The following is an 18,980-nucleotide window of genomic DNA, read 5'->3' as shown; positions in this document are numbered from 1 at the left end:
GTGGGGGAGGGGCCAGCCCCTCGATTTCAAGCATGAAATCTCACCCCGGGATATTTTTGGCCAAATGAAGCCGGGTTAGGGTCATCAGGTAGAGGCGCCCAGGCGGGTGATTTTGTGCTGACCAGTGGCAAAGCCGATGTGTTTTTGCTCCATGTAGAAGTCAAAACTCCAGTCGCCGCCGTCGCGACCGATGCCGCTGGCTTTGACGCCGCCAAAGGGGGTGGGCAGGTGGCGGACGTTCTCCGAGTTCACCCAGATCATTCCGGCTTCGAGCTGGTCGGTGAAACGCAGGGCGCGGGTGAGATCGCTGGTCCAGAGATAGCCGGTGAGCCCGTATTGGGTGTCATTGGCCAGCTCCAGCGCTTCTTCCTCGGTGCTGAAGGGGATGGAGGTGAGGACGGGGCCAAAGATTTCTTCCTGGGCGATGCGCATCTTGTTGTTGGCCTCTGTGAAGAGGGTGGGGCGGACAAAATAGCCCTCATCGCCCAGTTTGGTTCCGCCAGCAGCGATGGTGGCGCCGTCTTCGACTGCGATGTCAAAATAGGAGGTCACCTTGTTGTAGTGTTCCTCGCTGATCAGAGGGCCAATTTCGCTGGCGGGATCAAGCGGGTGGCCGACTTTGATAGTGTTGATGCGTTCAACCAGCCTGGCCTCGAACTCTGCGCGGATAGTATCCTGCACCAGTAGGCGCGAAGAGGAGGTGCAGCGTTCGCCGTTGATGGAAAAGATCATGAAGATCACCGCATCCAGCGCGCGGTCGAGATCGGCGTCGTCAAAGACGATGACCGGGTTTTTTCCGCCCAATTCCAGATGCATGCGTTTCAAGGTATCTGCACCCTGCTTGGTGATAATGGAGCCCGTGCGGCTTTCGCCGACAAAGGCAATGGCCTTGATGGCGGGGTGTTCGGTGAGGCGTTTGCCCGCGTCATGGCCGAAGCCGTTGACGGTGTTGAGCACGCCGGGGGGCAGCCCCGCTTCTTCGGCGATTTCGACCAGCAGGCGGGCGGTCAGCGGGCTGTCTTCGGCGGGTTTGTGGACCACGGTGCAGCCAGCAGCCAGCGCCGGGGCGATCTTCCAGGTCGACAGCATGAAGGGAGTGTTCCAGGGGGTGATGACGCCTACCGGACCGATCGGTTTGCGGGTTGTGATATTCATCAATGTGGGGGACTGCAGGTGCTGGCCGTCGCGGGCCTGCACCACTTGGTCGGCAAAATAGCGGAAGTTTTCGGCGCCGCGCAGGGCAGCCTTGGACATGAATTTCAGGGTCTGACCAGTGTCCCAGCATTCGCATAGTGCGATTTCTTCGGCACGGGCCTCGATACCTTCGGCAACGCGAAGCAAGATCTTTTTGCGCTCGGTTGCGGGCATGTCGCGCCAAGCGGGAAAAGCGATTTTGGCTGCTTCTGCGGCTGCATCGATATCGACGTCTGTGCCACGCGCCACATCGCAGATCATCGATTTGTCCACGGGGGAGGTTGATTGGAAAGTGCCAGCAGACCCGGGGCGGTCCTCACCTGCGATCCGGTTCTGGATGCCAGCTTCCTGAAAGCGGGCCAGGAGCTTGCTGAGTTTGGAAATATTGTCGTTCAGAGCGGTCATGAGGATACCTCCTGCGAAGGGTGGTCGAGATGGTCGCGGATGGAGCCGGTTTTTGGAGAAAGGTCGGGATCGATATCACGCATCTCGAGCGAGAGGGCGATGGAATGCGTGGCCATGACCGGGGCAAGAAAGCTCTGTGCAGCGTCGAAGATGCGCCGTGTTGCCTCTTGTTTCACTTCGGGCGCGCGGCCTGCACGCAGTCGGATAGAGATATCGATGAAACCGTGCTTCGGATTACCGTCTGCAATTGCATAGTGATCAACACGGGTGGCACGGACGCGGATGCCTGCCAGCGAAAAGGTGTCGATTTCAGCAGCCTGGGCGCGAATATGTTCGCAGAGGGCAGAAATATCGACACGTCGCTCCAGGTTTTCCGAGTATTCAATCTGAAAATGGGGCATTCCTCAACCTTCACATGTTAACTAAAGAAAGGTTAACCTTGGCGGTTTGATGCTGTCAATAGGTAATTAACATGGCAACTAATTGTAGGATTGGGGAGATGTTGTAAAGATTGGCCTAACAAGAAGGCTGGACCCCTCTGACCGTGTACGTGAGTTGGGCGATGCGTCAGTGCCGTTTTTGTTCGATACGCATGCGATGATATACTCCGAAGAGGCACCTGCACTTGAAGCCGCCTTGCACACCAAGTTTTCCGACCAACGGATTAACGCAGCAAATATGCGCAAGGAGTTCTTTCGAGTGACCCTAGCCGAGGTCGAAGAAGCTGTGCAGCGACTAGCACCTGACGCGGATTTTCATACCGATATTGAAGCTCAGGAATTTTACGAGACTTTGGCGAAGAGAAAGGAACTTTCCGAACGTCTCGCTGAGATTGATGCAACAGAACTGCCTGTGGAGATTTAGTTCGCCGCCTCACCCAAAGCTGCTATCGGCCCGTTGCTGCCGTTCGTATTACGCAAAACCAATGACCGCTCCCGGATCAACTCATCAATAGATTTCGCTCTCCAAAGAGCGGTTCACACCTTGCTTCGTTCGTGTTGCTGACCTTCGTGGTGAGCGCAGCGAAGGTCAGCATCCCGCCCCTGTTGAATAACGCTGTCACAAGCCGCCAATTCCTCTTCGAACACGAAAACCTACTTGTGATCGACTAGCGTCCTATCTTCATCTTCAGGGTTCTCTAAATCTTAGCGAAACATCCCAGTGATAGAAAAGTGTTCACAAACAGTTATATAAGGAGCTCCATGCATGAAGAAAATGGCACAAATCGACTTGACCACCTGTAGCGACAACGCGTTCGATATTCTCGCCCGGTGTCAAAGGGCCGCCAGACAGTCACAGGTATCTCTGGCAGATATTCAAGAATTTCTTTTAGAAGCGGTTGACGGTAATCACACCCATCTTCTAGCCACCGTGTTGAAGTACTTTGAGGTATCACAGGCAACGCGCAGCATAGTCAAATCAACCAGATGAGCCAAACTCTCGCTTAGTTTAGGCCGCCTTTGGACCCAAAAAATCTGACGACGGACAGGTCTCTGCCGATCCGATCATTGTCTTGGAATGCACCGCCGCAGTCCGCAGTCCACCGCGTTCGGCGGGGTGGGGATTGCCCCAATATCAACTTCCGCGCGGTTGGCGTCTATTGGGAGAACTTTGAGGGCGTCCCAGTGTATGAGGAGGTGCGGTACTAGTGCGGTGTGTTCCTAAACCGATGGGTCAGCTATTGATTTCAGCCTCGAAAGCTTCAATCGCACCGAGGATGTCGTCGAAGCCCGGCGCATCCCCAATGATCATCTCCCGCATACCAGAATAGTCCCGACGTAAGGCGACAGCGAGTTCCGCATTCGGCATCACTCTTAGGGAACCTGGTTTGGCATCTTCGTAGTTGGCCCAAGCTGCTTTGAAGAAAACCGATTTGTGATGAGCGACTTGTTCCAACAAATCAAGGCTGCCGACAGCGCGCCCCTTGGCCTCGTGGCCGATGAGCTGGGCCATGTCATAGTAGTGGCGCGACATCCGATCCGCGAGGGGTTTGGTGGGATCCTGATGATAGAGCATGTGCAGGATCGTGGCCTTTTCCCAGAAGGTCCGCTCGACACCCAGCACTTTAACATCTACCCCGCCAGATCCCAGCAAATCAGGAAAGGCTTGATGAACATATGGCGATATCTCGCGAACCTCGGCCGGCAGATGGACGCCCCGTGCTCCAAACTCGAAACGAACAATGGGTTTGACGTAACCGCCGACACTGTCCGACAAGGATGGATAGACGAAGAGCAAGGTTTGTGCGTCGCTTGGGTCAACTGTCAGGGAAAAACTCTGATCGAGACCGGCATCAAACGCGGCCTTAGTCTCAGCCATGAGCGGACCGGAGACCTCCGCTTCTGCGACCTCCTGGAGCTCCTGCAGCAAGGATTTGCGCTTTCCGCCGGACAGTTCGGGGTTTTCGGGATCGCGGTCGCCTTCGAAACCGAGCCGTGCCCGATCTAGAGATAGATCCACATCTTCCGAGAAGCGATGGATCACGTCATAGGCTTTGGAAAGAGATGTCCCTCCTTTGAAGATCATGTGATCGCCAAAGGAGGGCAGGGCGAAGAGTTGCTTCAAGGACCAGCAGACCCAGAAGTCTTTCTCAATAATGGGTTTGGACATCCCGAGCTGCGCCGCGGCCTCTTGGAAGGCCTCGTCTCGTTGTTCAGGGGTGTCGTTGGCAAACTGATCCATGCTCAGGCGTGTGCAACGATCTGCTGCACAACAGGATGCATCCAGGCCGGCACATGCGTGCTTTGCTTGGAAAGCAGAGCCCGATCCTTGTCATCAAGTGAGCGTGCCAACTTGCCAATCACTTGATCATCGACCCGGTCCTTGCCGACATAACGTAGCGCCTGAAACACGGCACCGGTCTTTTGGCCAGCACCGACAAGCGTCTTGGAGGACGCATTGCGAAACTGGATTACCTGCCGGCCGACTGTCTTGGTCCGTGTTGGCCCATCGGTCATGTAGGTCGGTTTGGACGGGACCTGAGTTGAAAGCCCCAACTGGTTGGCGGCCATGGCAGGGGAGGGCTGCAGGACCTGGTTGTCCTTGCGAGCCACAGCCTGCGCGACATCGTCTGCGGACGGCGATAGATAGCCAAAGCGCAGGCTTTTCTTGGGATAGTCGTATAGCCCACGTGTCAGGCGCCGGATAACACCCTGATCGGCCAGACGCGACAGCGCCTGGTCCACGCTGGCGCGGGATCCGATATCCAGAAAATCCGACGGTGCAAAGATTGCGCCGCGGCCTTTTCCGATAATGCGTTGTTTGATCTTCGACGTGATCATAATCTATCTCCTTGTCAGAAAATATAGTGTAGTTTTCTGAAAGTCAATGGTGACGGGTGCGTATGCATGGCTGTATCGAAGAGCGGTTTCTGGTCATTCGCTGCAGTTGCGCGGGCTTCTCGCAAGAACGGTTGAAGCGCCATTCAAGGTTCAGCTGCGTCGCGGGAGCCCTTAAGGTCAGCAATGCGCAGTTTGCGACCTATGCAAAGTCAGGGCACGGGCTTGCCAGAGCGGCACAATCGGCCCATTCCTGCCGTTTACCTGCGGGTCAAGATGCTGCGGTCGCAGCCCGCTTTCCGGTCCTTCGCTGCGCAAGCAAAAATTGGAGATGATCGAACTCACAATCCGCGGACTTTGCGGTTAAGTGCCCTAAGAAATCTCGGTTACTTCTAACGTGTCTTTGTTTATTGAAAGGAGCCAGCCTTCGGAGCTGAGGAGCAGAATAATATTGCTGTCTGGGGCTGCTTCTACTCGTGTCAGGCTAAACCCTTTCGCACGGAAAACTGTTGGACTTCGAGGCGCCTTCTGTACTTCAATTGATATCTCGCCACTGTCGTCCGGGTCAGGAATGCTGATGCGACAGCCCCGAGGGGAAAAAAAGATAGACGCGGTGTTGCGCAGGCCGCCGTCCGCGTCGATGTCGCGTGAAATTCGTTCTTCCTCATCCCAAGAGTATTCAACCCTTGTGAGGTCGATGTTCACAGTCGTTACATCTGCTTGGAGGGGATTGTAGAAACGGTAATTCTCATATCCGATGGTCTTACAATAGATTTGGCTTTGGTAATCGGACGAGAAGCGAACCCCGCCTTCTGGTCGAAGGTATTCAATGAGCCAAGCCGTAAACGCGAGGGTCGATTTGGGTGCTGTCCATTGTTCAATTACACCCAGCCGCTCTCCGTCATCGCGTTGCATGAACCATCCGATACTGTGGCCCTCAGTTTGGAATCCGAGAATTTTGACGGGCTCCTTGATTGTTGTCCCCCATAGTTCTTCAAAGCCAGGAATTTCTCCCAATAACAGGGCAACATTTAGGGCTTGGATTCTTCCATTGCAAAACACCATCCATAGCTGATCCGTAGTGGAGTGATCCCACGCTTCTAGAGGCAAAGACCCGATCTCAAGGTGCGTTTTTCTCACGGTATCAAAACGAATAATGCGTTTCTCACTCTCTCGACCTTGCACAACGATCAAAACATAGCGGCCCCTATGGATGCGGACTAATCCCTCAATGCGGGGAACAAAGTCGCTCCACTCCACATGCCCGTCCATGCGCAGGACCGCCAGTTTGCCATCGCCACTGGCTGCCATCAGACGGTTGTGCCCTCCGTGCGCGATATGGCGCCAATTGTCTTTGGGTTGGGGCGACAATCGCACTAAACGCTTTTCGCGGCCTGGTGAAGGTAGACCTTTACGACGGATCATTTTCAGATCTTCGGCCATAACTACAAGGCCAATCGCCTTAGCCAGCTTGCCCCAACTCTTGAGGTCACTTTGGTCAATTGGGATTCCAGCCGCGACCACCACTCTTACAAGCTGATCTACAAGGACACGGCCGCGGGAGGATAGGAATTCAGACTGCCCAACGTGCTTCTCTTGATGCGCCTTGGTGACGAAATGCAAAATCTCGGCCGACTTTTGGGGATTTTCTAGGCTTTCGCGTAAATAGCCTTCAATCTGCCCGCCAATCTGAGATGGATCGGGGAGATGATTTGGTTCAAGGGCTGCTTTGTTCCATGGCAAGACAATAATGGCCCGGTGCATGATTTCGGGGTCGTTGGCTTGCCCGTCGGCAAAGGCGTCAGCAAGCCACGGCAATCGTTGCGCCTCAAGTGCTTTTACTTGATCCGTAATCTGAAGTGCCTGACGGAAATCCTTGTGGGCGACCAAGTGATCGGCCCAAACCGCACGAAAGAACAGTCCGGCATTCTTGTTCCGACTTTCGGCGGCTGAGACAAGCTCTTTCATGCTGTCGTGGCGTTGGGCCATGAGGACCGCGATGTCGCGTTTCCCTGCCAAATACCAAAGAACAGCAATCTCTTTGACGTCCATATTGTGGCCGGCAGCGAATTTTGCGGCCTCTTCAAATAGTTCACCACGTTTGAGGACCTGTAACGCGCCATGATCATCATTTAAGAGATCGGATAGGACAAAAGCCGCCCGTTTAAAGTCTCGGTCTTTTTCAAGATCGTTTGCGAGTTGGCGATACCGGTTGACCACTCCGTCAAACCCGTCCGACCCCATCAAGAAGCTGCTGCCACCACTTGTTCTGCTGAGTTTGAGGTCCAGATTACCGCGGATTTCGGGTAGCCGTGTAGCCAGCCCCTTTGGTGGCTCATTGCTGTTTGCGCCCATTGCCAGGGCGCGTTTGAGGGCTGCATCGACCTGACCGTCGCGCAACAGGCGTTCGGTTTCGGCAAGACGTCGTTCCAGTTGCCGACGCAATTTGTTGCCGGCACCCGAATTCCACATTAGCCAACCTTTTAGGCGGCTACCGAGACCAGATTTAGGCGATTGCCCAGAGTGAGAATTTGTTTGCGCTGGACCTGATCGTGCGGTGCTGTTGTACGCAGGTCCGACCACTCTTTGTGCCCCCCTCCGGGTTGGGAGGTTTCGGAGCACTGCCATAAAAAGCGCGCCGATGAGCAATACACCGACAAGCGTGACAAGGAAAGGCGCGGGATCTGATGCATCTGATACTATATTGCCGGATGTCGTCTCAGGAGGACTAAGAAGCATTAGAACCAAAACAAAGCAGCAAAAAGCGCCCGCGAGGAGCAAAAGCCAGAAAAATAGAATTGTGGTCTTGTGCTTAATCTCGGGGATGCGCCGAGCGATGCGTTCGTAGGGGGTCTCGTCTGCGGCATTGTTCACGACAGTTCGGATGTCGTCCATCGGGTCGTCATCCATGACCTCATCGAGGAGGACATTTTCTGTTGCTGGTGTGAGGGGAGGTTTGGGTTTGGAAAGCACTGGCAGCGGGCGAGCAGTTTCAATTGCGGTGATCCGAACTTGCCACAAGGCCGCGACATCAACTTGGCGGGCTGCCTTGAGATCTAAGAACTGTACGCGACCGCTTGAGTAAATTTGGATTTCGTCGCGGCTTGGGGTGGCGTCGACATAGGACCCAAAACCGCCTGATCGCATCTTCTTCAGGGGATAGGCCACGCCGAACTCATCTGGGGTAAGCCATTGCGGTATCTGAAAAATCGCAATCAGGTCATGTTCTGATTGCCAGAGTTGCAGATCGCGCAATAACCATGGCTCAAGCCGATCTGAGCCGGTCTCAAGGTTCAGGCCAGGCCAAAAAAGACCATCATAATCCGCCGCGTCGGACCACAGCCAATCTCGCGGCGGCAACGGGGCGGCGGGGCGGGAAACAGGTGGAGGCGTCAAGTTTCGCATATCGTCGCGGCCTCCCCTAAGGCTTCAAATAGGTCGAATGTTATGATGTGCGTTTTAGTTTTGGAGAATGAGACCTGCAGAACTTGGTGCGGGATACCCTTATCTAGGATGATGCCCTCTACTCTCCGCCCGTGAGTGTGGGTAAGCGCGTCTGGTATTCTTGGCAGTTCACAGGTCAACCGTCGTAAATCTACACGACCGCTCCGCACCGTATACTGAAAAATGGCTGACTGATCACGGTGAAAACAATAGCCCTTGGTTGGGCTAAGCATCAGAATTGGTTCGTGACCTTTGGGGAACATGATTTGGTCTTCGCTATGGGGCTCAATCACAGCATAGGCGGTGCCTTCGTCAACATCGCCTTCGCGCACGAGCAATGCCTGCGCGCTGTCTGCAACCAGAATGTAGTCAAACACCGCTTTATCAAGGCGTGATGGAAGGGGCGCATGAAATTTGGTGCGACCGTTAAATGTATCGCTGACTTTTAGGTGCGCGCCAGCTGTTCCAATATTTGGAATATGGATGACACGGTAACCGTAACCAAAATGAACACAACTAGCATGGTTCCTTTTGCCTCTGAGCAAAAAGTGCCCGGCTTTCTTGACCAGTTCGAGTGCCTCTCCGCGTTGATCAGGACCGATACAATGGCCTCCGAAAATTGTGAAAAGAGGAATAGACCTGTCAGGGTAGTCGATGCGTTTGTGTATGCCCTTGGCCAAGCGTAGGGTGTGGTTGGTTATCTTTACATAATCATTGTTAAAGTCCACTTCCTTGACCATATAGCTACCGTGGACCGTTTCGATGAGAAACAGAAAATGAGTGGGCGTTTTTCGTTCTACGCCGATCAAACGGCCAGTTAGCTGTAGCCACTTGTTATGACCCTTGGGATCAATAAGAACCCCTTCGGGATAGAGAGCAACATGCAAGGCTGCGCTCCAATGGGTCGGAAAACGTCCATTTGAGGAGTTCTCAGTCGGGATTTTGTCTGTGGATTTTGGCGCGACTTTTTTGGGTGCAAATGGTTTTCGCAATGCTGCGATGCACAACTCGTCTAAAGGATAGCGAACCGGTTTTCTGGTGTGTAGACGCCTGTTTGTCCAAAGAGATGTACGGGCCATAGCCGGCTCATTATCACTAGGCAAAGAGGGCCGTCCTAGCAGCAGAGCAGTGCGGAACATATGGTGAAACGCAATGGTCGCGGGATGGTCTGAACCAATGAACCACAGCTCGGACGCATCGAGGTTTGGCAGACTGAGTAACAATTTTTCGACGTGGCTTTCCGTCATCTCGCTTTGCGAGATTTGTCCTAGATAGTTTGTGACATTTTCTATGGTTAGATCAGTTTGCCATTCACCAGATTGCGCACTGGTGCGCCAGAGAAATTCTTGCCCACTGCGTTTGGCGACATCCGCCTGCCAAAACAGCCCGGCAAGGCCGATCAGACGATTGTGCCCCAACATCCAAGCGCCCACATCAACCAAAACACATCGGGCCAACCCGCTTTTACGCATCTCAAAGGATTTACGCCGAAAAAGGCTTTCACGCTCGGCAAAACGGCGCAGGAATTCAGCTCGCTCCAGGTTGTACATAGCCCATTCTGAAAGCATCAGATCTTGGAGATCACCGGCGTTTTGAATCCCGTCATAGCCCAGACCCCTCCCCCAACCTGTGGGCTGTGGCCGCGAAGCGAGATCGCCAAAGGCATCAAAATCCTTCAAAATCCCATTGAGTACATCCTGCAATGAAGGAGACATCTGGGAGAAAAGTTCAGAGAACTGATCAAGAACTGGAACAGGTGCCGTCCGCATCAGAGTAGAGCTTTCAAAGCTTGGGCTTGAACGGCACCAAGGTCGATATCATTGCATAACTGGGCGTTGCCTAAATCGGACAGGGTCAACGTTTGCCCCTGTTCAAGCAAAATTGTGTCCGTTGCGCCCGATTGCCTGCGAAGTTTTTCGGCCATGTCAGGCCAGATTGAGGGCGGGGAGTTTACCTCGAACTGAACAGGGCAATAGACCCGTTGGCCTAGATCGCGCAGATAGGTTGCACCGTCGACCCAGGGCAGATCCGGTTTCTTTTCCTGCCCAAATAAGACAAGCCGCCCAGTCAAAACCGCCAGTTTGAGTTGCCCATATCGTGGCAAACGGTTCCAAACACCCGAGGTTTCTAGATCACCGATGATGACACCAACCGGCGGCTCCGTGCTGGTTGCGCAAGGTTTAAGAGACAGAACTGGCATCGGTGTTCTCTGCCGGTACGTTCAAAGCTGCCAACAAGCCCGATCGCAAAAGAGATAGATTTTCCGGCAAGTCATCTTGTGTGAAACCTGCGTCAATCCGGGCCAGCAAACCTTCGACCTGAATTTGCCAACCTTCATCCTCGCCATCCAGCGCAAGTTTGGGGCGTGTATCCAATAGCTTTTGTCCTTCAGAGACAAGGTCGACGGCGTAAGCCGCAGGGCCATAGCTGGCTGCTTGAACACTGTCGCGCAATATTGGGTTTTCACCGGCTTGTAGTTCATCGGCCAACAGATCTTTGACCTGATCTTGCAGCGCTTGATCATTCACCATGTAGATCACGGGCCAAAGATCAGCCACTGTTGCGGTTTTGCGGCCTGCCAAAAGGGCAGCTGCTGCAATTAGCTTTTGCCCCCGGACGATACGTCGATCCGACAGAACCATCCCACGAACGGCCAACTTGCGGACAATATGGGCGTAGGGTTCGAGAATCTGTGACAGATCGGTTTCAAGCACACCCGCACTTAGGGTTGCGACATCGTCTGGGGAAAGCGTGTCAGAAGCGGACTGTTCTGATTGCCCAAATTGCCACCCTGTTTGCAAGAGGTTGGTAATTTGATCCGGCTCAACCGGATTCACAAAAGTCGTCAGCAGGAATCGATCGGCAAAAGCGCCAAGCATAGGATCATCGGGTAGCGCATTTGACGCTGCCACACAGGACCACAGCGGCACGTCCATTTTATGAGAACCGCGTTTAAACGTACGCTCGTTGAGGATGCCAAGAAGAGTGTTTAGTATTGCGGTCGACCCTAAAAAGACCTCGTCCAGAAAGGCGATGTTGGCCTCGGGCAGCATTTCATGAGTCACAGGGCGCATTTCGCCCTCTCGCAACGCCTTTAGATCCAGAGCGCCGAATAACTCAGACGGTTCTGTAAAGCGGCCAATCAAATACTCAAAATAGGTTCCAGAAAGATGCTGCGCAACGCTTTGCACCGCCGCGGATTTGCCAGTGCCAGGAGGACCGATTAAGAGCACATGCTCACGTGCAAGGACGCCGAGAATGACAAGTTCAAAGACCGTGCGGCGCTGCACAAGAGCGCCTGCACCCTGATCAATTATCCTCTTAACTTTTGCAACGAGATCAACCAAAACAAACTCTCCAACCAAACGTCCAGATGCCAGTTATCAGAAACAAGACCGCGGGTTAAGCACAGTTTCCTGAGCCGCCCCACTTGAGTGGTCCACATTGAAAGTTAGTGCATGATTGGCCTTTGGTCCATCGGAACGATGACCTTTGGCGCAGGTGGGCGGTAGCCCAGAGCACTATGTGGTCGTTTGGTGTTGTAATGGTTCCTCCATCTTTCAATGATGATTTGGGCTTCACGTAGCGAGTAGAAGATTTCACCGTTCAGCAACTCGTCGCGCATCCGCCCGTTGAAGCTCTCACAATATCCGTTCTCCCAGGGTGACCCGGGTTCGATGTAGGCAGTCCTTGCCCCAACCGCCTTGATCCAGTCTCTGACGGCCTCAGCAATGAACTCAGGGCCATTGTCCGACCTGATGTARGCAGGCACGCCTCGCAGGATGAATAGATCCGTCAGAGCGTCGATTACTTCAGCCGAATTCAACTTCCGCTTCCCCCGGATAGCCAGGCATTCCCGGCTGTGTTCATCCAAGATGTTGAGCGTCCTAAAGGCTCTGCCGTCGTCTGTTCTGTGGTGTACGAAGTCATACGACCAGACGTGATTGCGATACTCAGGACGTAAACGGACACACGATCCATYATTGAGCCAGAGCCGTCCTTTCTTAGGTTGTTTCATGGGCACTTTAAGCCCCTCACGTCGCCAAAGCCGTTCGACGCGTTTGTCGTTCACTTGCCAGCCTGCGTCTCTCAACAGGGCAGCGACTCGACGGTAGCCATATCGACCAAACTGGCGCGTCAGCTCGATCATATCCTCAACCAAGCGTTCTTCGTCAGCGCGTCCACGTGGTAATCGGCGTTGTGTAGATCGGTGCTGGCCCAGAACGCGACAAACCCGTCGTTCAGAAACCTTGAACTGACTACGCACATGGTCGATGCAGGCCCGCCTACGCGAGGGGCTCAGAAGTTTCCCGATGCGGCTTCCTTCAGGATCAACTTATCTAATGTCAGATCAGAAACCGCCCGACGTAGACGCTCGTTCTCTTTCTGTAGCCGCTTCAGTTCCTTGAGTTGTTCCGTGCCCATTCCGCCATACTTCTTCTTCCAACGGTAGTAGGTTTGTTCAGTCACGCTGATCTGTCTGATTGCGTCAATACGGGGCATGCCTTGCCCCATCAGAACTTCAACCTGCCGCAACTTCACGACAATCTCTTCGGGCTTCGGTCTCTTCGTCGCCATCTATGGTCCTCCGCTTTCCTAATCATAGGCGCGGACCAATTTTTTGGGGGAGGCTCATGTTGGCGTCTGGCCAGATCAAGGAACGCGCCTCAGTACTGCAGAGCAAGACGCAGAAGCCAGTCCGGTTTGAGATATCGGAAGGCACCCGTGCTTCCGTCGAAAAATGGATGGAAAACGAACTGATGGTCGGATCAGAGTATCTTTGGCCAGGTCGATTTCATGAGCGCCTTCACATTTCGACACGCCAGTATGCACGGATTGTTCGGGACTGGGTCACGTCGATCGGGCTGGAAGCCAGTGCGTATGGCACACATTCGATACGACGCACGAAAGTCACTCAGATCTACAAGAAAACAGGCAACCTTCGCGCCGTCCAGCTTTTGTTGGGGCACACAAAGATGGACAGCACGGTCAGGTATCTTGGTGTTGAACTTGAGGATGCCCTGGCCATTGCTGAAGCCATTGAAATATAACATTTCTGGGTCGCCTACACAGGCGGCCCACAGCCGACCTTGGCCAGATCATCTAAGACTGCGATGCAGCTTCTCCAGATCATGTGCTGGGGGGTTCGTTGCTGCACTGTGAATCGTCCAAGGTTTACGCCGCCGAATTTACTGCCGCGTACCACAGAGTTGGACCATAGCACTGCCCCAAACCTGATGAGCCAAACGCTCTCTTATTTTAAGCGACCTTTGGTCCCAAAGAGCTTTGGCGCCGGACGCGATTACAGGCCATCACAATCAGCCTTATTTCCCCCAAGGGCAGAGTGCCTCGACCTGTCGGCGACCAAGCCTATTCAATGTTTCTATGTTATCCAAATAAATCTTCTCTGGGTCCGAAACGTGCGCGAGAATTTTGGTCATCTGGTCTTGACGCAGAAGATGTATGGTTGGATAGGGCGAGCGATTGGTGAAATGGCTTAGATCGTCCGGAGCCACACCGTCAAATCTGTATTGAGGATGAAAGGATGCCAGTTGCACATCCTCTGTCAGCTCTGCTTGCTCCAAGAGTTGCTGAAACCAATCGAGTAAGTCGAGGTAATCATCGAACTCTTCTAAACCTTGGGTAAACATGAGCAGGCTGGTAGCGATGTCATTTTCGTTGGTCACGAGCAGGCGCTGTAGTTCCGTCACAAAAAACTGCTTAAGATGCGCATCGGTCGTGGCGTCACATATGGCATAGTGGACTTGGTCTCGGGCTATGACACTCGAGGAAAATGGGCATAGATTTAACCCCACCACGATGTGTTCAAGCCATCGACGTGTGTTTTTCACCACGTCTTGATGAGCTGTCGATAATGTCTTTGGTCCGCGCTTTTTGATAGAATGGATCCCTTCATGTTTGGCAGGCATTAAGCACGTTCTGCCCATGGTTCCTATTTGTTTGCGGAAGCGAAACCCATAGAATCGGTGCAGTCACTACGGTCTATTGTGTCATGCCATCCTGCGCCATAGCTGAGAACGGCCCTTATCGAACTTTGGTTGAGCGGTAAAACACCGTGATGCCAGTCACCAAAGCAGCCCTTGAACCTGTTTGTGCAGCCTTAACGGATAATCGAGGGTTGAGAATGCGGACAAAGCAGTCATTTTTAACTTTTATTCAACGTCTTGGCGCACCAAAGGAAAGGGTCGAATGGATCTATGTCATGTCAGGTGCTCATTTTCATCAGGCTCTGAAACGCGACGCGGCGGTCGTCTTCTATCGGGGACGGACGGTGAGTTTCGCGATTGACATAGACGTGGATAAAAAAGCCCTCGGCGGTGGCCGTGTTCTCGTCATTTCGGAACAACGCGACTTCGTATTTGATCGAGCTTGAGCCCAGCCGGGCCACCCGAAGACCGGCTGTTACCCTGTCGGGAAACCCCATTTCGGCATGGTATTTGCAGCCGCTTTCAACCACCAATCCATAGGTTTCGGACTTGCGCGGGTCCAACAGACCTCGTTCGATCAGCCACCCATTTACCGCGGTGTCGAAGAGAGAATAATGGACCACATTGTTCATATGGCCATAGGCGTCATTGTCCATCCAGCGGGTTTGCAGCGGATAGAAGTCCAGATAGTCCGCGCGTGTTGTGATCGGTGCCTTACCTCCCATCACCAGGCCGCCTCGTAGATGTTGAACGCATCCCTTTCGGTGACCTCACGGGGGTTGTTGACCAGGAGACGCTGTTGAACCATTGAATCCGATGCCATTTTGGCGATGGCATCTTTGGGGATATCCACGTCTCGCAGGCGGGTTTTCATGCCCAGATGTTTGGACAAATCAGCCAATGCGTCGATAAAGGCGGCACAGCGCGCTTGGCTGCCTTCGACCTTTGCTATCTGTGGAAAGGCGTCTGCGGCAATTTCTGCATAGAGCATATGGGCGTCGGGCGCGTTAAAGCGCAGCACATGCGGTAGAATCAGCGCGTTCGACAAACCGTGCGGGATGTGGAAGGTGCCGCCGATGGGATAGGCCAGCGCGTGTACCGCAGCCACGGGCGAATTGGCAAAGGCCTGCCCTGCCAGCATGGACCCCAGCAACATCGCTCCACGCGCGTCTTTGTCCTGGCCATTGAATACGGCAGTTTCGATGTTGGCGCCTAGGAGGCGCAACGCTTCGCGCGCCAGCATTTTTGAGAGAGGATTGTTGTTGGCTGATTTTGAGGCATAGGCTTCGATCGCATGCACCATTGCGTCGACACCGGTGGCCGCGGTGATATGAGCCGGCAGACCCACAGTCAGGTCTGCATCCAAAATGGCGATGTCCGGTAGGATTACAGGGGAAGAGACCCCCCGCTTTTCCTCGGCACCCACCGTGATGATCGAGACTGGCGTAACCTCGGATCCTGTTCCGGCGGTGGTCGGAACCAGAACCAAAGGCAGACGTGGGCCCTTGGCCTGCGCGACCCCCCAGGCCTCGTCCAAGTCCTCATTCGATCCCAGCAACAGTGCCACCAGCTTAGCCACATCCAGCGATGAGCCGCCACCAAAGCCGAGGACACCGGTTGCCCCGACCGAGCGTCCGGCCTCCACCGCCTGCATCAGCGTTTCACGAGATGGATCGGCCTCCACTTTGTCAAAAACCGTAACGCGGTGTCCGGCGGCTTCAAGTGAAGCCATGGCAGGATCTGCAAGTCCCAACTGGCGAAGACCGGGATCTGTTACCAGCAAGACCGATTTGCCCAACGTTTGCCCAGCCACTTCGGCAAGGCGAGATGAAGCGCCAGTTTCGAAGACCAGAGATTTGGTGGTATTGAAAATGAACGGTGTCATTTCGGTATCCTTGAGTGTTGTGTCGCGGTTCTGCCTTGTCGATATCACACAGTTTGAACCGTGTGATTTTGCCCGATCCCCAACGCGAAGTTTTAGGTTCTGTTATCTACTGTGAGATGTTTTTAGGGGCAAAGCCCCTCTCCTCAACAGGCACGTATTGCTTCATGACTGATTTACGTGCCGTCACCTGCATTTTGGCGCCCCAAAACCACACCCTGCATCTCTTTTCCAGCGACCTGCTTCAAACTCCCTTCTTGACAGACCTAACAATGCCTGACTAAGTCGCGAGCATTCTGGTCCGGCTGGGAGACCACCCGGATAATAGGGAACACGGTGAGGTGTAGCCAACAGGCGCCAAATCCGTGACTGCCCCCGCAACTGTGAGCGGAGAGCACTGCTGCATTTAGCCACTGCCCCTCGGGGTGGGAAGGCGCGGCAAGGCCTCGACCCGCGAGTCAGGAGACCTGCCAGAATGATCACCCTGTCCGGGTGCGGGATGCGCCAAGGACAACGGATTTCCGTAGTGGTGGCAATTTTCACCGTCTGCGGGAGCAGTGCCTCTCATAGACCTTCATTTTGACTTGCTGTCCGCTTTGGGCAGCTGCTTGGCCTGTGCTTTGTCATCAAGCCGGGAGGAATAGAACTATGCGCAAGGCACGCCTGTCCTTGGCTGCGGCTCTGGCCGCGACCCCCGCTATTGCATTGGCCCAAGACTCTGAGGTCATCGACCTGGGCGAGATCATCATTTCTGGTGGCTTCACGCCCATTGAGTCCCAAAGATATGGCCGCTCGGCCTCGGTTCTCACCAGTGAAGAGATCGAAGAACGTGGCATCACCTCCGTCCAGGACGCCCTGCGGGCGGTGCCCGGCTTGATGGTCAACGGGTCCGGTGACAGCTACACTCAGGTGCGCATTCGCGGCGCCGAAGCCAACCACACCCTGATCCTGATTGATGGTGTTGAAGCCTCCGCCGGGGACAGCGAATACATCCTATCCGGTCTGGACACCGCCAATATCGAACGCATCGAGGTCCTGCGGGGTCCACAATCGGTGTTTTATGGCTCCAATGCTTCGGCTGGGGTGATCAATATCATCACCAAGACCGGCGGTATCGGCACCGAATACGGTGGCAGCGCCGAAATTGGATCTGACGGCTACCGCGCCTCTGCACGGGCCTCGACACGCTCCGAGCGTGGCGGCATCTCCTTCAGTCTCGCCCATGACGAGGACGATGGCTACGACAGCTCCGGCTCTGGCGGCGAAGAAGATGGCATTCGCCGCACGACGCTGCAGCTGAAGGGGGATTATCTGGTCACACAACGATTGAAGCTCGGCTTTAACCTCCGCACCTCAGATGAGCACTACGACTACGATCGCACCGATCGCTTTGCAACCGATGCGGCTGGGTATGTGGTGGACGATCCAACCCAGTTCAGCGAGCGGGACGAACGCCTGGCACAGATCTATGCTGAGTTCGCCTCCTTGGGCGGGCGTTTAAAACATCGTCTGTCGTTTGCTGCATCAATTTAACATAACCATCCTTATCCGCTCTACAGATCGGGAATGGCGCGCGCTACCTTGAAGTGCGACTCTGGTTAGAAAACAGTAGTTTATCTAACAAGAGGAATCGACATGGGCGCTGTCTATAGTCAACTGAGTATCACGGAATGCCACAGAATTGAACGCTGGAGACACGCAAAGGTCCCAGTGATGAAATGGCTCGCATTCTCCGGGTCCGTAAATCGACGATTTTCCGAGAACTGCCTGCCCACTCCTGTGCCCGGGTGGATCACCTGTGAGCATGCCATGATCCAGACGAGGCTCTCACTATTGCCGCAGAAACCATTGTGTTTGATAGGTCTCGAAGGCGTCAGAGAAACCCTCCAGCGACCAGCTGAGATCAAAACGCCTGAAATGCGGGTCGATAAACGAAAACTCCAGACCACTTCCGTTCAGCATAGCCTGCAGGGCTTCATCGGACTGAGAAGCATCAAGCTCGCAGTCCGCCAGAAGCAGGCATCCCACTCCCGACATGTGCCAGATGATTTCCTGGTCCTGTTTAACAACGAAACCGTCAGGTAAAAAGACCGTGCCCAGTTCCGGACCGAACATAACGTCATGCTGTCCGGCTGGCGCATTTTCCCGGGGAGTGATGAAGGTGAACAGGGCCCCGAAATCCGGGTGCCCGGCATAGACATCCACCCAGCGGATGTAGCAACGCTGTTTCAGCGCCCCATGCTCCTCACGTTCGTCGCAGATCGACTTCCAGATCCCGTGAGAAGTATGGTGGGTCACGCGCCAGTTGCCCGCAGTATCACGCCCTTGCAAATCCTGTGCAACAGCCCCCCCCCCCAGATGAAGGCCCAGCCCAGTCAACAGCGCGCTTGCCAGCCGCATCAGCTCAGCCCGGCCAGCCGTCGCGCCTCACGCAGCGCCGCGCTCCAATCATGCCCATGCACAGACAGGATCTCTCCCCCCTGCGAGACAAAGAAGATCGGCGGGTAAACCAGTTCCAGCTGCGGCGCAGCCAAGCGCAGGATCGGATCGCGATCGCCGTAGACGCCTACATTGGGCACGTCGCGGGTACGGGTAATCACGTTTTCCTCGACGTTGAAACCTTGTTGTTTTCCTAAGGTCTGCACATCCGCCAGATTTTTGCGTTTGAACGCCATGCATGGCGGGCAATCTTCGGCGCCATAGAAATGGAACGTTATCGGATCCGCGGCGAGCGCGGACCCCGCAAACAGTGCCGTGGCGACGGCGGCGGCAATGAACTCTCTGCGTTTCATGGTCTTTTCCTTTCAGAAATTCCGGAGCGGGTCTGCG

Annotated in this window: 17 protein-coding genes, 1 pseudogene and 1 riboswitch; of the genes and pseudogenes, 4 read left to right on the top strand and 14 right to left on the bottom strand. The window is 54.4% G+C overall.

The features are described 5' to 3' along the window. Positions 1-84: 84 nt before the first annotated feature. Both hpaE and ED661_RS02585 read right to left on the bottom strand, forming a co-directional pair. Entirely contained in the window at positions 85-1,599 is a 1,515-nt protein-coding gene (hpaE, locus tag ED661_RS02590) for a 5-carboxymethyl-2-hydroxymuconate semialdehyde dehydrogenase (protein WP_122072397.1), read from the bottom strand. Next, positions 1,596-2,000, bottom strand: coding sequence for a 5-carboxymethyl-2-hydroxymuconate Delta-isomerase (locus ED661_RS02585; RefSeq protein WP_122072396.1), 405 nt, complete (start codon positions 1,998-2,000; stop codon positions 1,596-1,598). Before ED661_RS02585 ends, hpaE begins: the two co-directional genes overlap by 4 nt. A 109-nt stretch (positions 2,001-2,109) precedes the next feature. Here ED661_RS02585 and ED661_RS02580 point away from each other — a divergent pair, with 109 nt between their 5' ends. Both ED661_RS02580 and ED661_RS02575 read left to right on the top strand, forming a co-directional pair. Further along, entirely contained in the window at positions 2,110-2,463 is a 354-nt protein-coding gene (locus tag ED661_RS02580) for a GIY-YIG nuclease family protein (RefSeq protein WP_122072395.1), read from the top strand. A gap of 342 nt (positions 2,464-2,805) precedes the next feature. Then, complete coding sequence (locus tag ED661_RS02575; RefSeq protein ID WP_122072394.1) at positions 2,806-3,030, top strand: hypothetical protein; 225 nt, start codon at positions 2,806-2,808, stop codon at positions 3,028-3,030. 243 nt (positions 3,031-3,273) lie between these two features. Here ED661_RS02575 and ED661_RS02570 read toward each other — a convergent pair whose 3' ends face one another. From ED661_RS02570 to ED661_RS02540, 7 genes are all read right to left on the bottom strand, one after another. Next, on the bottom strand, positions 3,274-4,281 hold the full coding sequence (locus ED661_RS02570) for a nucleotidyl transferase AbiEii/AbiGii toxin family protein (RefSeq protein ID WP_122072393.1): 1,008 nt from the start codon (positions 4,279-4,281) through the stop codon (positions 3,274-3,276). A 2-nt stretch (positions 4,282-4,283) separates the two neighbouring features. Further along, positions 4,284-4,880, bottom strand: a complete 597-nt coding sequence (locus ED661_RS02565) for a DUF6088 family protein (protein ID WP_122072392.1) — start codon at positions 4,878-4,880, stop codon at positions 4,284-4,286. A 369-nt stretch (positions 4,881-5,249) separates the two neighbouring features. Beyond that, a complete protein-coding gene (locus tag ED661_RS02560) occupies positions 5,250-8,282 on the bottom strand; it encodes a hypothetical protein (RefSeq protein WP_122072391.1) in 3,033 nt (1,010 codons plus the stop codon). Then, complete coding sequence (locus ED661_RS02555) at positions 8,270-10,090, bottom strand: hypothetical protein (RefSeq protein ID WP_122072390.1); 1,821 nt, start codon at positions 10,088-10,090, stop codon at positions 8,270-8,272. Before ED661_RS02555 ends, ED661_RS02560 begins: the two co-directional genes overlap by 13 nt. Next, the gene (locus ED661_RS02550) at positions 10,090-10,521 is read right to left on the bottom strand and encodes a hypothetical protein (RefSeq protein ID WP_122072389.1); all 432 of its coding nucleotides are present in this window, start codon (positions 10,519-10,521) and stop codon (positions 10,090-10,092) included. The genes ED661_RS02555 and ED661_RS02550 overlap by 1 nt, the downstream gene beginning before the upstream one ends. Then, a complete protein-coding gene (locus ED661_RS02545) occupies positions 10,502-11,668 on the bottom strand; it encodes an AAA family ATPase (RefSeq protein ID WP_122072388.1) in 1,167 nt (388 codons plus the stop codon). Before ED661_RS02545 ends, ED661_RS02550 begins: the two co-directional genes overlap by 20 nt. 104 nt (positions 11,669-11,772) lie before the next feature. After that, a protein-coding gene (locus tag ED661_RS02540) for an IS3 family transposase (protein ID WP_122072387.1) occupies positions 11,773-12,899 on the bottom strand; the annotation gives its coding sequence in 2 pieces (ribosomal slippage) (positions 11,773-12,635 and positions 12,635-12,899; 1,128 coding nt in all). A 56-nt stretch (positions 12,900-12,955) separates the two neighbouring features. Here ED661_RS02540 and ED661_RS02535 point away from each other — a divergent pair. Further along, positions 12,956-13,372 (top strand): annotated as a pseudogene (locus ED661_RS02535) (tyrosine-type recombinase/integrase); the annotation flags it as partial. A gap of 273 nt (positions 13,373-13,645) precedes the next feature. On the opposite strand, the gene ED661_RS02530 reads toward ED661_RS02535, so the two are convergent. The 3 genes from ED661_RS02530 to ED661_RS02520 all read right to left on the bottom strand — a co-directional run bounded on the left by ED661_RS02530 (position 13,646) and on the right by ED661_RS02520 (position 16,154). Further along, complete coding sequence (locus ED661_RS02530) at positions 13,646-14,251, bottom strand: DUF1415 domain-containing protein (protein ID WP_254054748.1); 606 nt, start codon at positions 14,249-14,251, stop codon at positions 13,646-13,648. A gap of 296 nt (positions 14,252-14,547) precedes the next feature. Continuing rightward, positions 14,548-14,994 (bottom strand): thioesterase family protein, encoded by a 447-nt coding sequence (locus ED661_RS02525; protein ID WP_122072386.1) that lies wholly within the window; start codon positions 14,992-14,994, stop codon positions 14,548-14,550. Then, the gene (locus ED661_RS02520) at positions 14,994-16,154 is read right to left on the bottom strand and encodes an iron-containing alcohol dehydrogenase (RefSeq protein ID WP_122072385.1); all 1,161 of its coding nucleotides are present in this window, start codon (positions 16,152-16,154) and stop codon (positions 14,994-14,996) included. Before ED661_RS02520 ends, ED661_RS02525 begins: the two co-directional genes overlap by 1 nt. A 277-nt stretch (positions 16,155-16,431) precedes the next feature. Then, positions 16,432-16,641: riboswitch (cobalamin riboswitch) on the top strand. Positions 16,642-16,799: 158 nt separating this feature from the next. Here ED661_RS02520 and ED661_RS02515 point away from each other — a divergent pair. Continuing rightward, positions 16,800-17,684 (top strand): TonB-dependent receptor, encoded by an 885-nt coding sequence (locus tag ED661_RS02515; protein WP_122072384.1) that lies wholly within the window; start codon positions 16,800-16,802, stop codon positions 17,682-17,684. 297 nt (positions 17,685-17,981) lie between these two features. Here ED661_RS02515 and ED661_RS02510 read toward each other — a convergent pair whose 3' ends face one another. Beyond that, positions 17,982-18,551 (bottom strand): invasion associated locus B family protein, encoded by a 570-nt coding sequence (locus ED661_RS02510; protein ID WP_122072383.1) that lies wholly within the window; start codon positions 18,549-18,551, stop codon positions 17,982-17,984. Beyond that, positions 18,551-18,943 carry a hypothetical protein gene (locus tag ED661_RS02505; protein WP_122072382.1) on the bottom strand — a complete coding sequence of 131 codons (393 nt, stop codon included), beginning with the start codon at positions 18,941-18,943 and terminating at the stop codon, positions 18,551-18,553. The genes ED661_RS02510 and ED661_RS02505 overlap by 1 nt, the downstream gene beginning before the upstream one ends. Positions 18,944-18,980 lie beyond the last annotated feature (37 nt).

This window comes from Pseudophaeobacter sp. EL27 (genome assembly GCF_900313025.1).
In the GTDB taxonomy this organism is placed as follows: domain Bacteria; phylum Pseudomonadota; class Alphaproteobacteria; order Rhodobacterales; family Rhodobacteraceae; genus Pseudophaeobacter.
The sequence above is the reverse complement of the archived record's forward strand: the minus strand, read 5'-3'. Positions and strand labels throughout refer to the sequence as shown.

What these genes read in the sequence shown, in the direction of transcription:
- hpaE (WP_122072397.1), bottom strand. Translation starts at nt 1,599, where the DNA reads ATGACCGCTCTGAACGACAATATTTCCAAACTCAGCAAGCTCCTGGCC.
- ED661_RS02585 (WP_122072396.1), bottom strand. Translation starts at nt 2,000, where the DNA reads ATGCCCCATTTTCAGATTGAATACTCGGAAAACCTGGAGCGACGTGTC.
- ED661_RS02575 (WP_122072394.1), top strand. Translation starts at nt 2,806, where the DNA reads ATGAAGAAAATGGCACAAATCGACTTGACCACCTGTAGCGACAACGCG.
- ED661_RS02570 (WP_122072393.1), bottom strand. Translation starts at nt 4,281, where the DNA reads ATGGATCAGTTTGCCAACGACACCCCTGAACAACGAGACGAGGCCTTC.
- ED661_RS02565 (WP_122072392.1), bottom strand. Translation starts at nt 4,880, where the DNA reads ATGATCACGTCGAAGATCAAACAACGCATTATCGGAAAAGGCCGCGGC.
- ED661_RS02560 (WP_122072391.1), bottom strand. Translation starts at nt 8,282, where the DNA reads ATGCGAAACTTGACGCCTCCACCTGTTTCCCGCCCCGCCGCCCCGTTG.
- ED661_RS02555 (WP_122072390.1), bottom strand. Translation starts at nt 10,090, where the DNA reads ATGCGGACGGCACCTGTTCCAGTTCTTGATCAGTTCTCTGAACTTTTC.
- ED661_RS02550 (WP_122072389.1), bottom strand. Translation starts at nt 10,521, where the DNA reads ATGCCAGTTCTGTCTCTTAAACCTTGCGCAACCAGCACGGAGCCGCCG.
- ED661_RS02530 (WP_254054748.1), bottom strand. Translation starts at nt 14,251, where the DNA reads ATGCCTGCCAAACATGAAGGGATCCATTCTATCAAAAAGCGCGGACCA.
- ED661_RS02525 (WP_122072386.1), bottom strand. Translation starts at nt 14,994, where the DNA reads ATGGGAGGTAAGGCACCGATCACAACACGCGCGGACTATCTGGACTTC.
- ED661_RS02520 (WP_122072385.1), bottom strand. Translation starts at nt 16,154, where the DNA reads ATGACACCGTTCATTTTCAATACCACCAAATCTCTGGTCTTCGAAACT.
- ED661_RS02515 (WP_122072384.1), top strand. Translation starts at nt 16,800, where the DNA reads ATGCGCAAGGCACGCCTGTCCTTGGCTGCGGCTCTGGCCGCGACCCCC.
- ED661_RS02510 (WP_122072383.1), bottom strand. Translation starts at nt 18,551, where the DNA reads ATGCGGCTGGCAAGCGCGCTGTTGACTGGGCTGGGCCTTCATCTGGGG.
- ED661_RS02505 (WP_122072382.1), bottom strand. Translation starts at nt 18,943, where the DNA reads ATGAAACGCAGAGAGTTCATTGCCGCCGCCGTCGCCACGGCACTGTTT.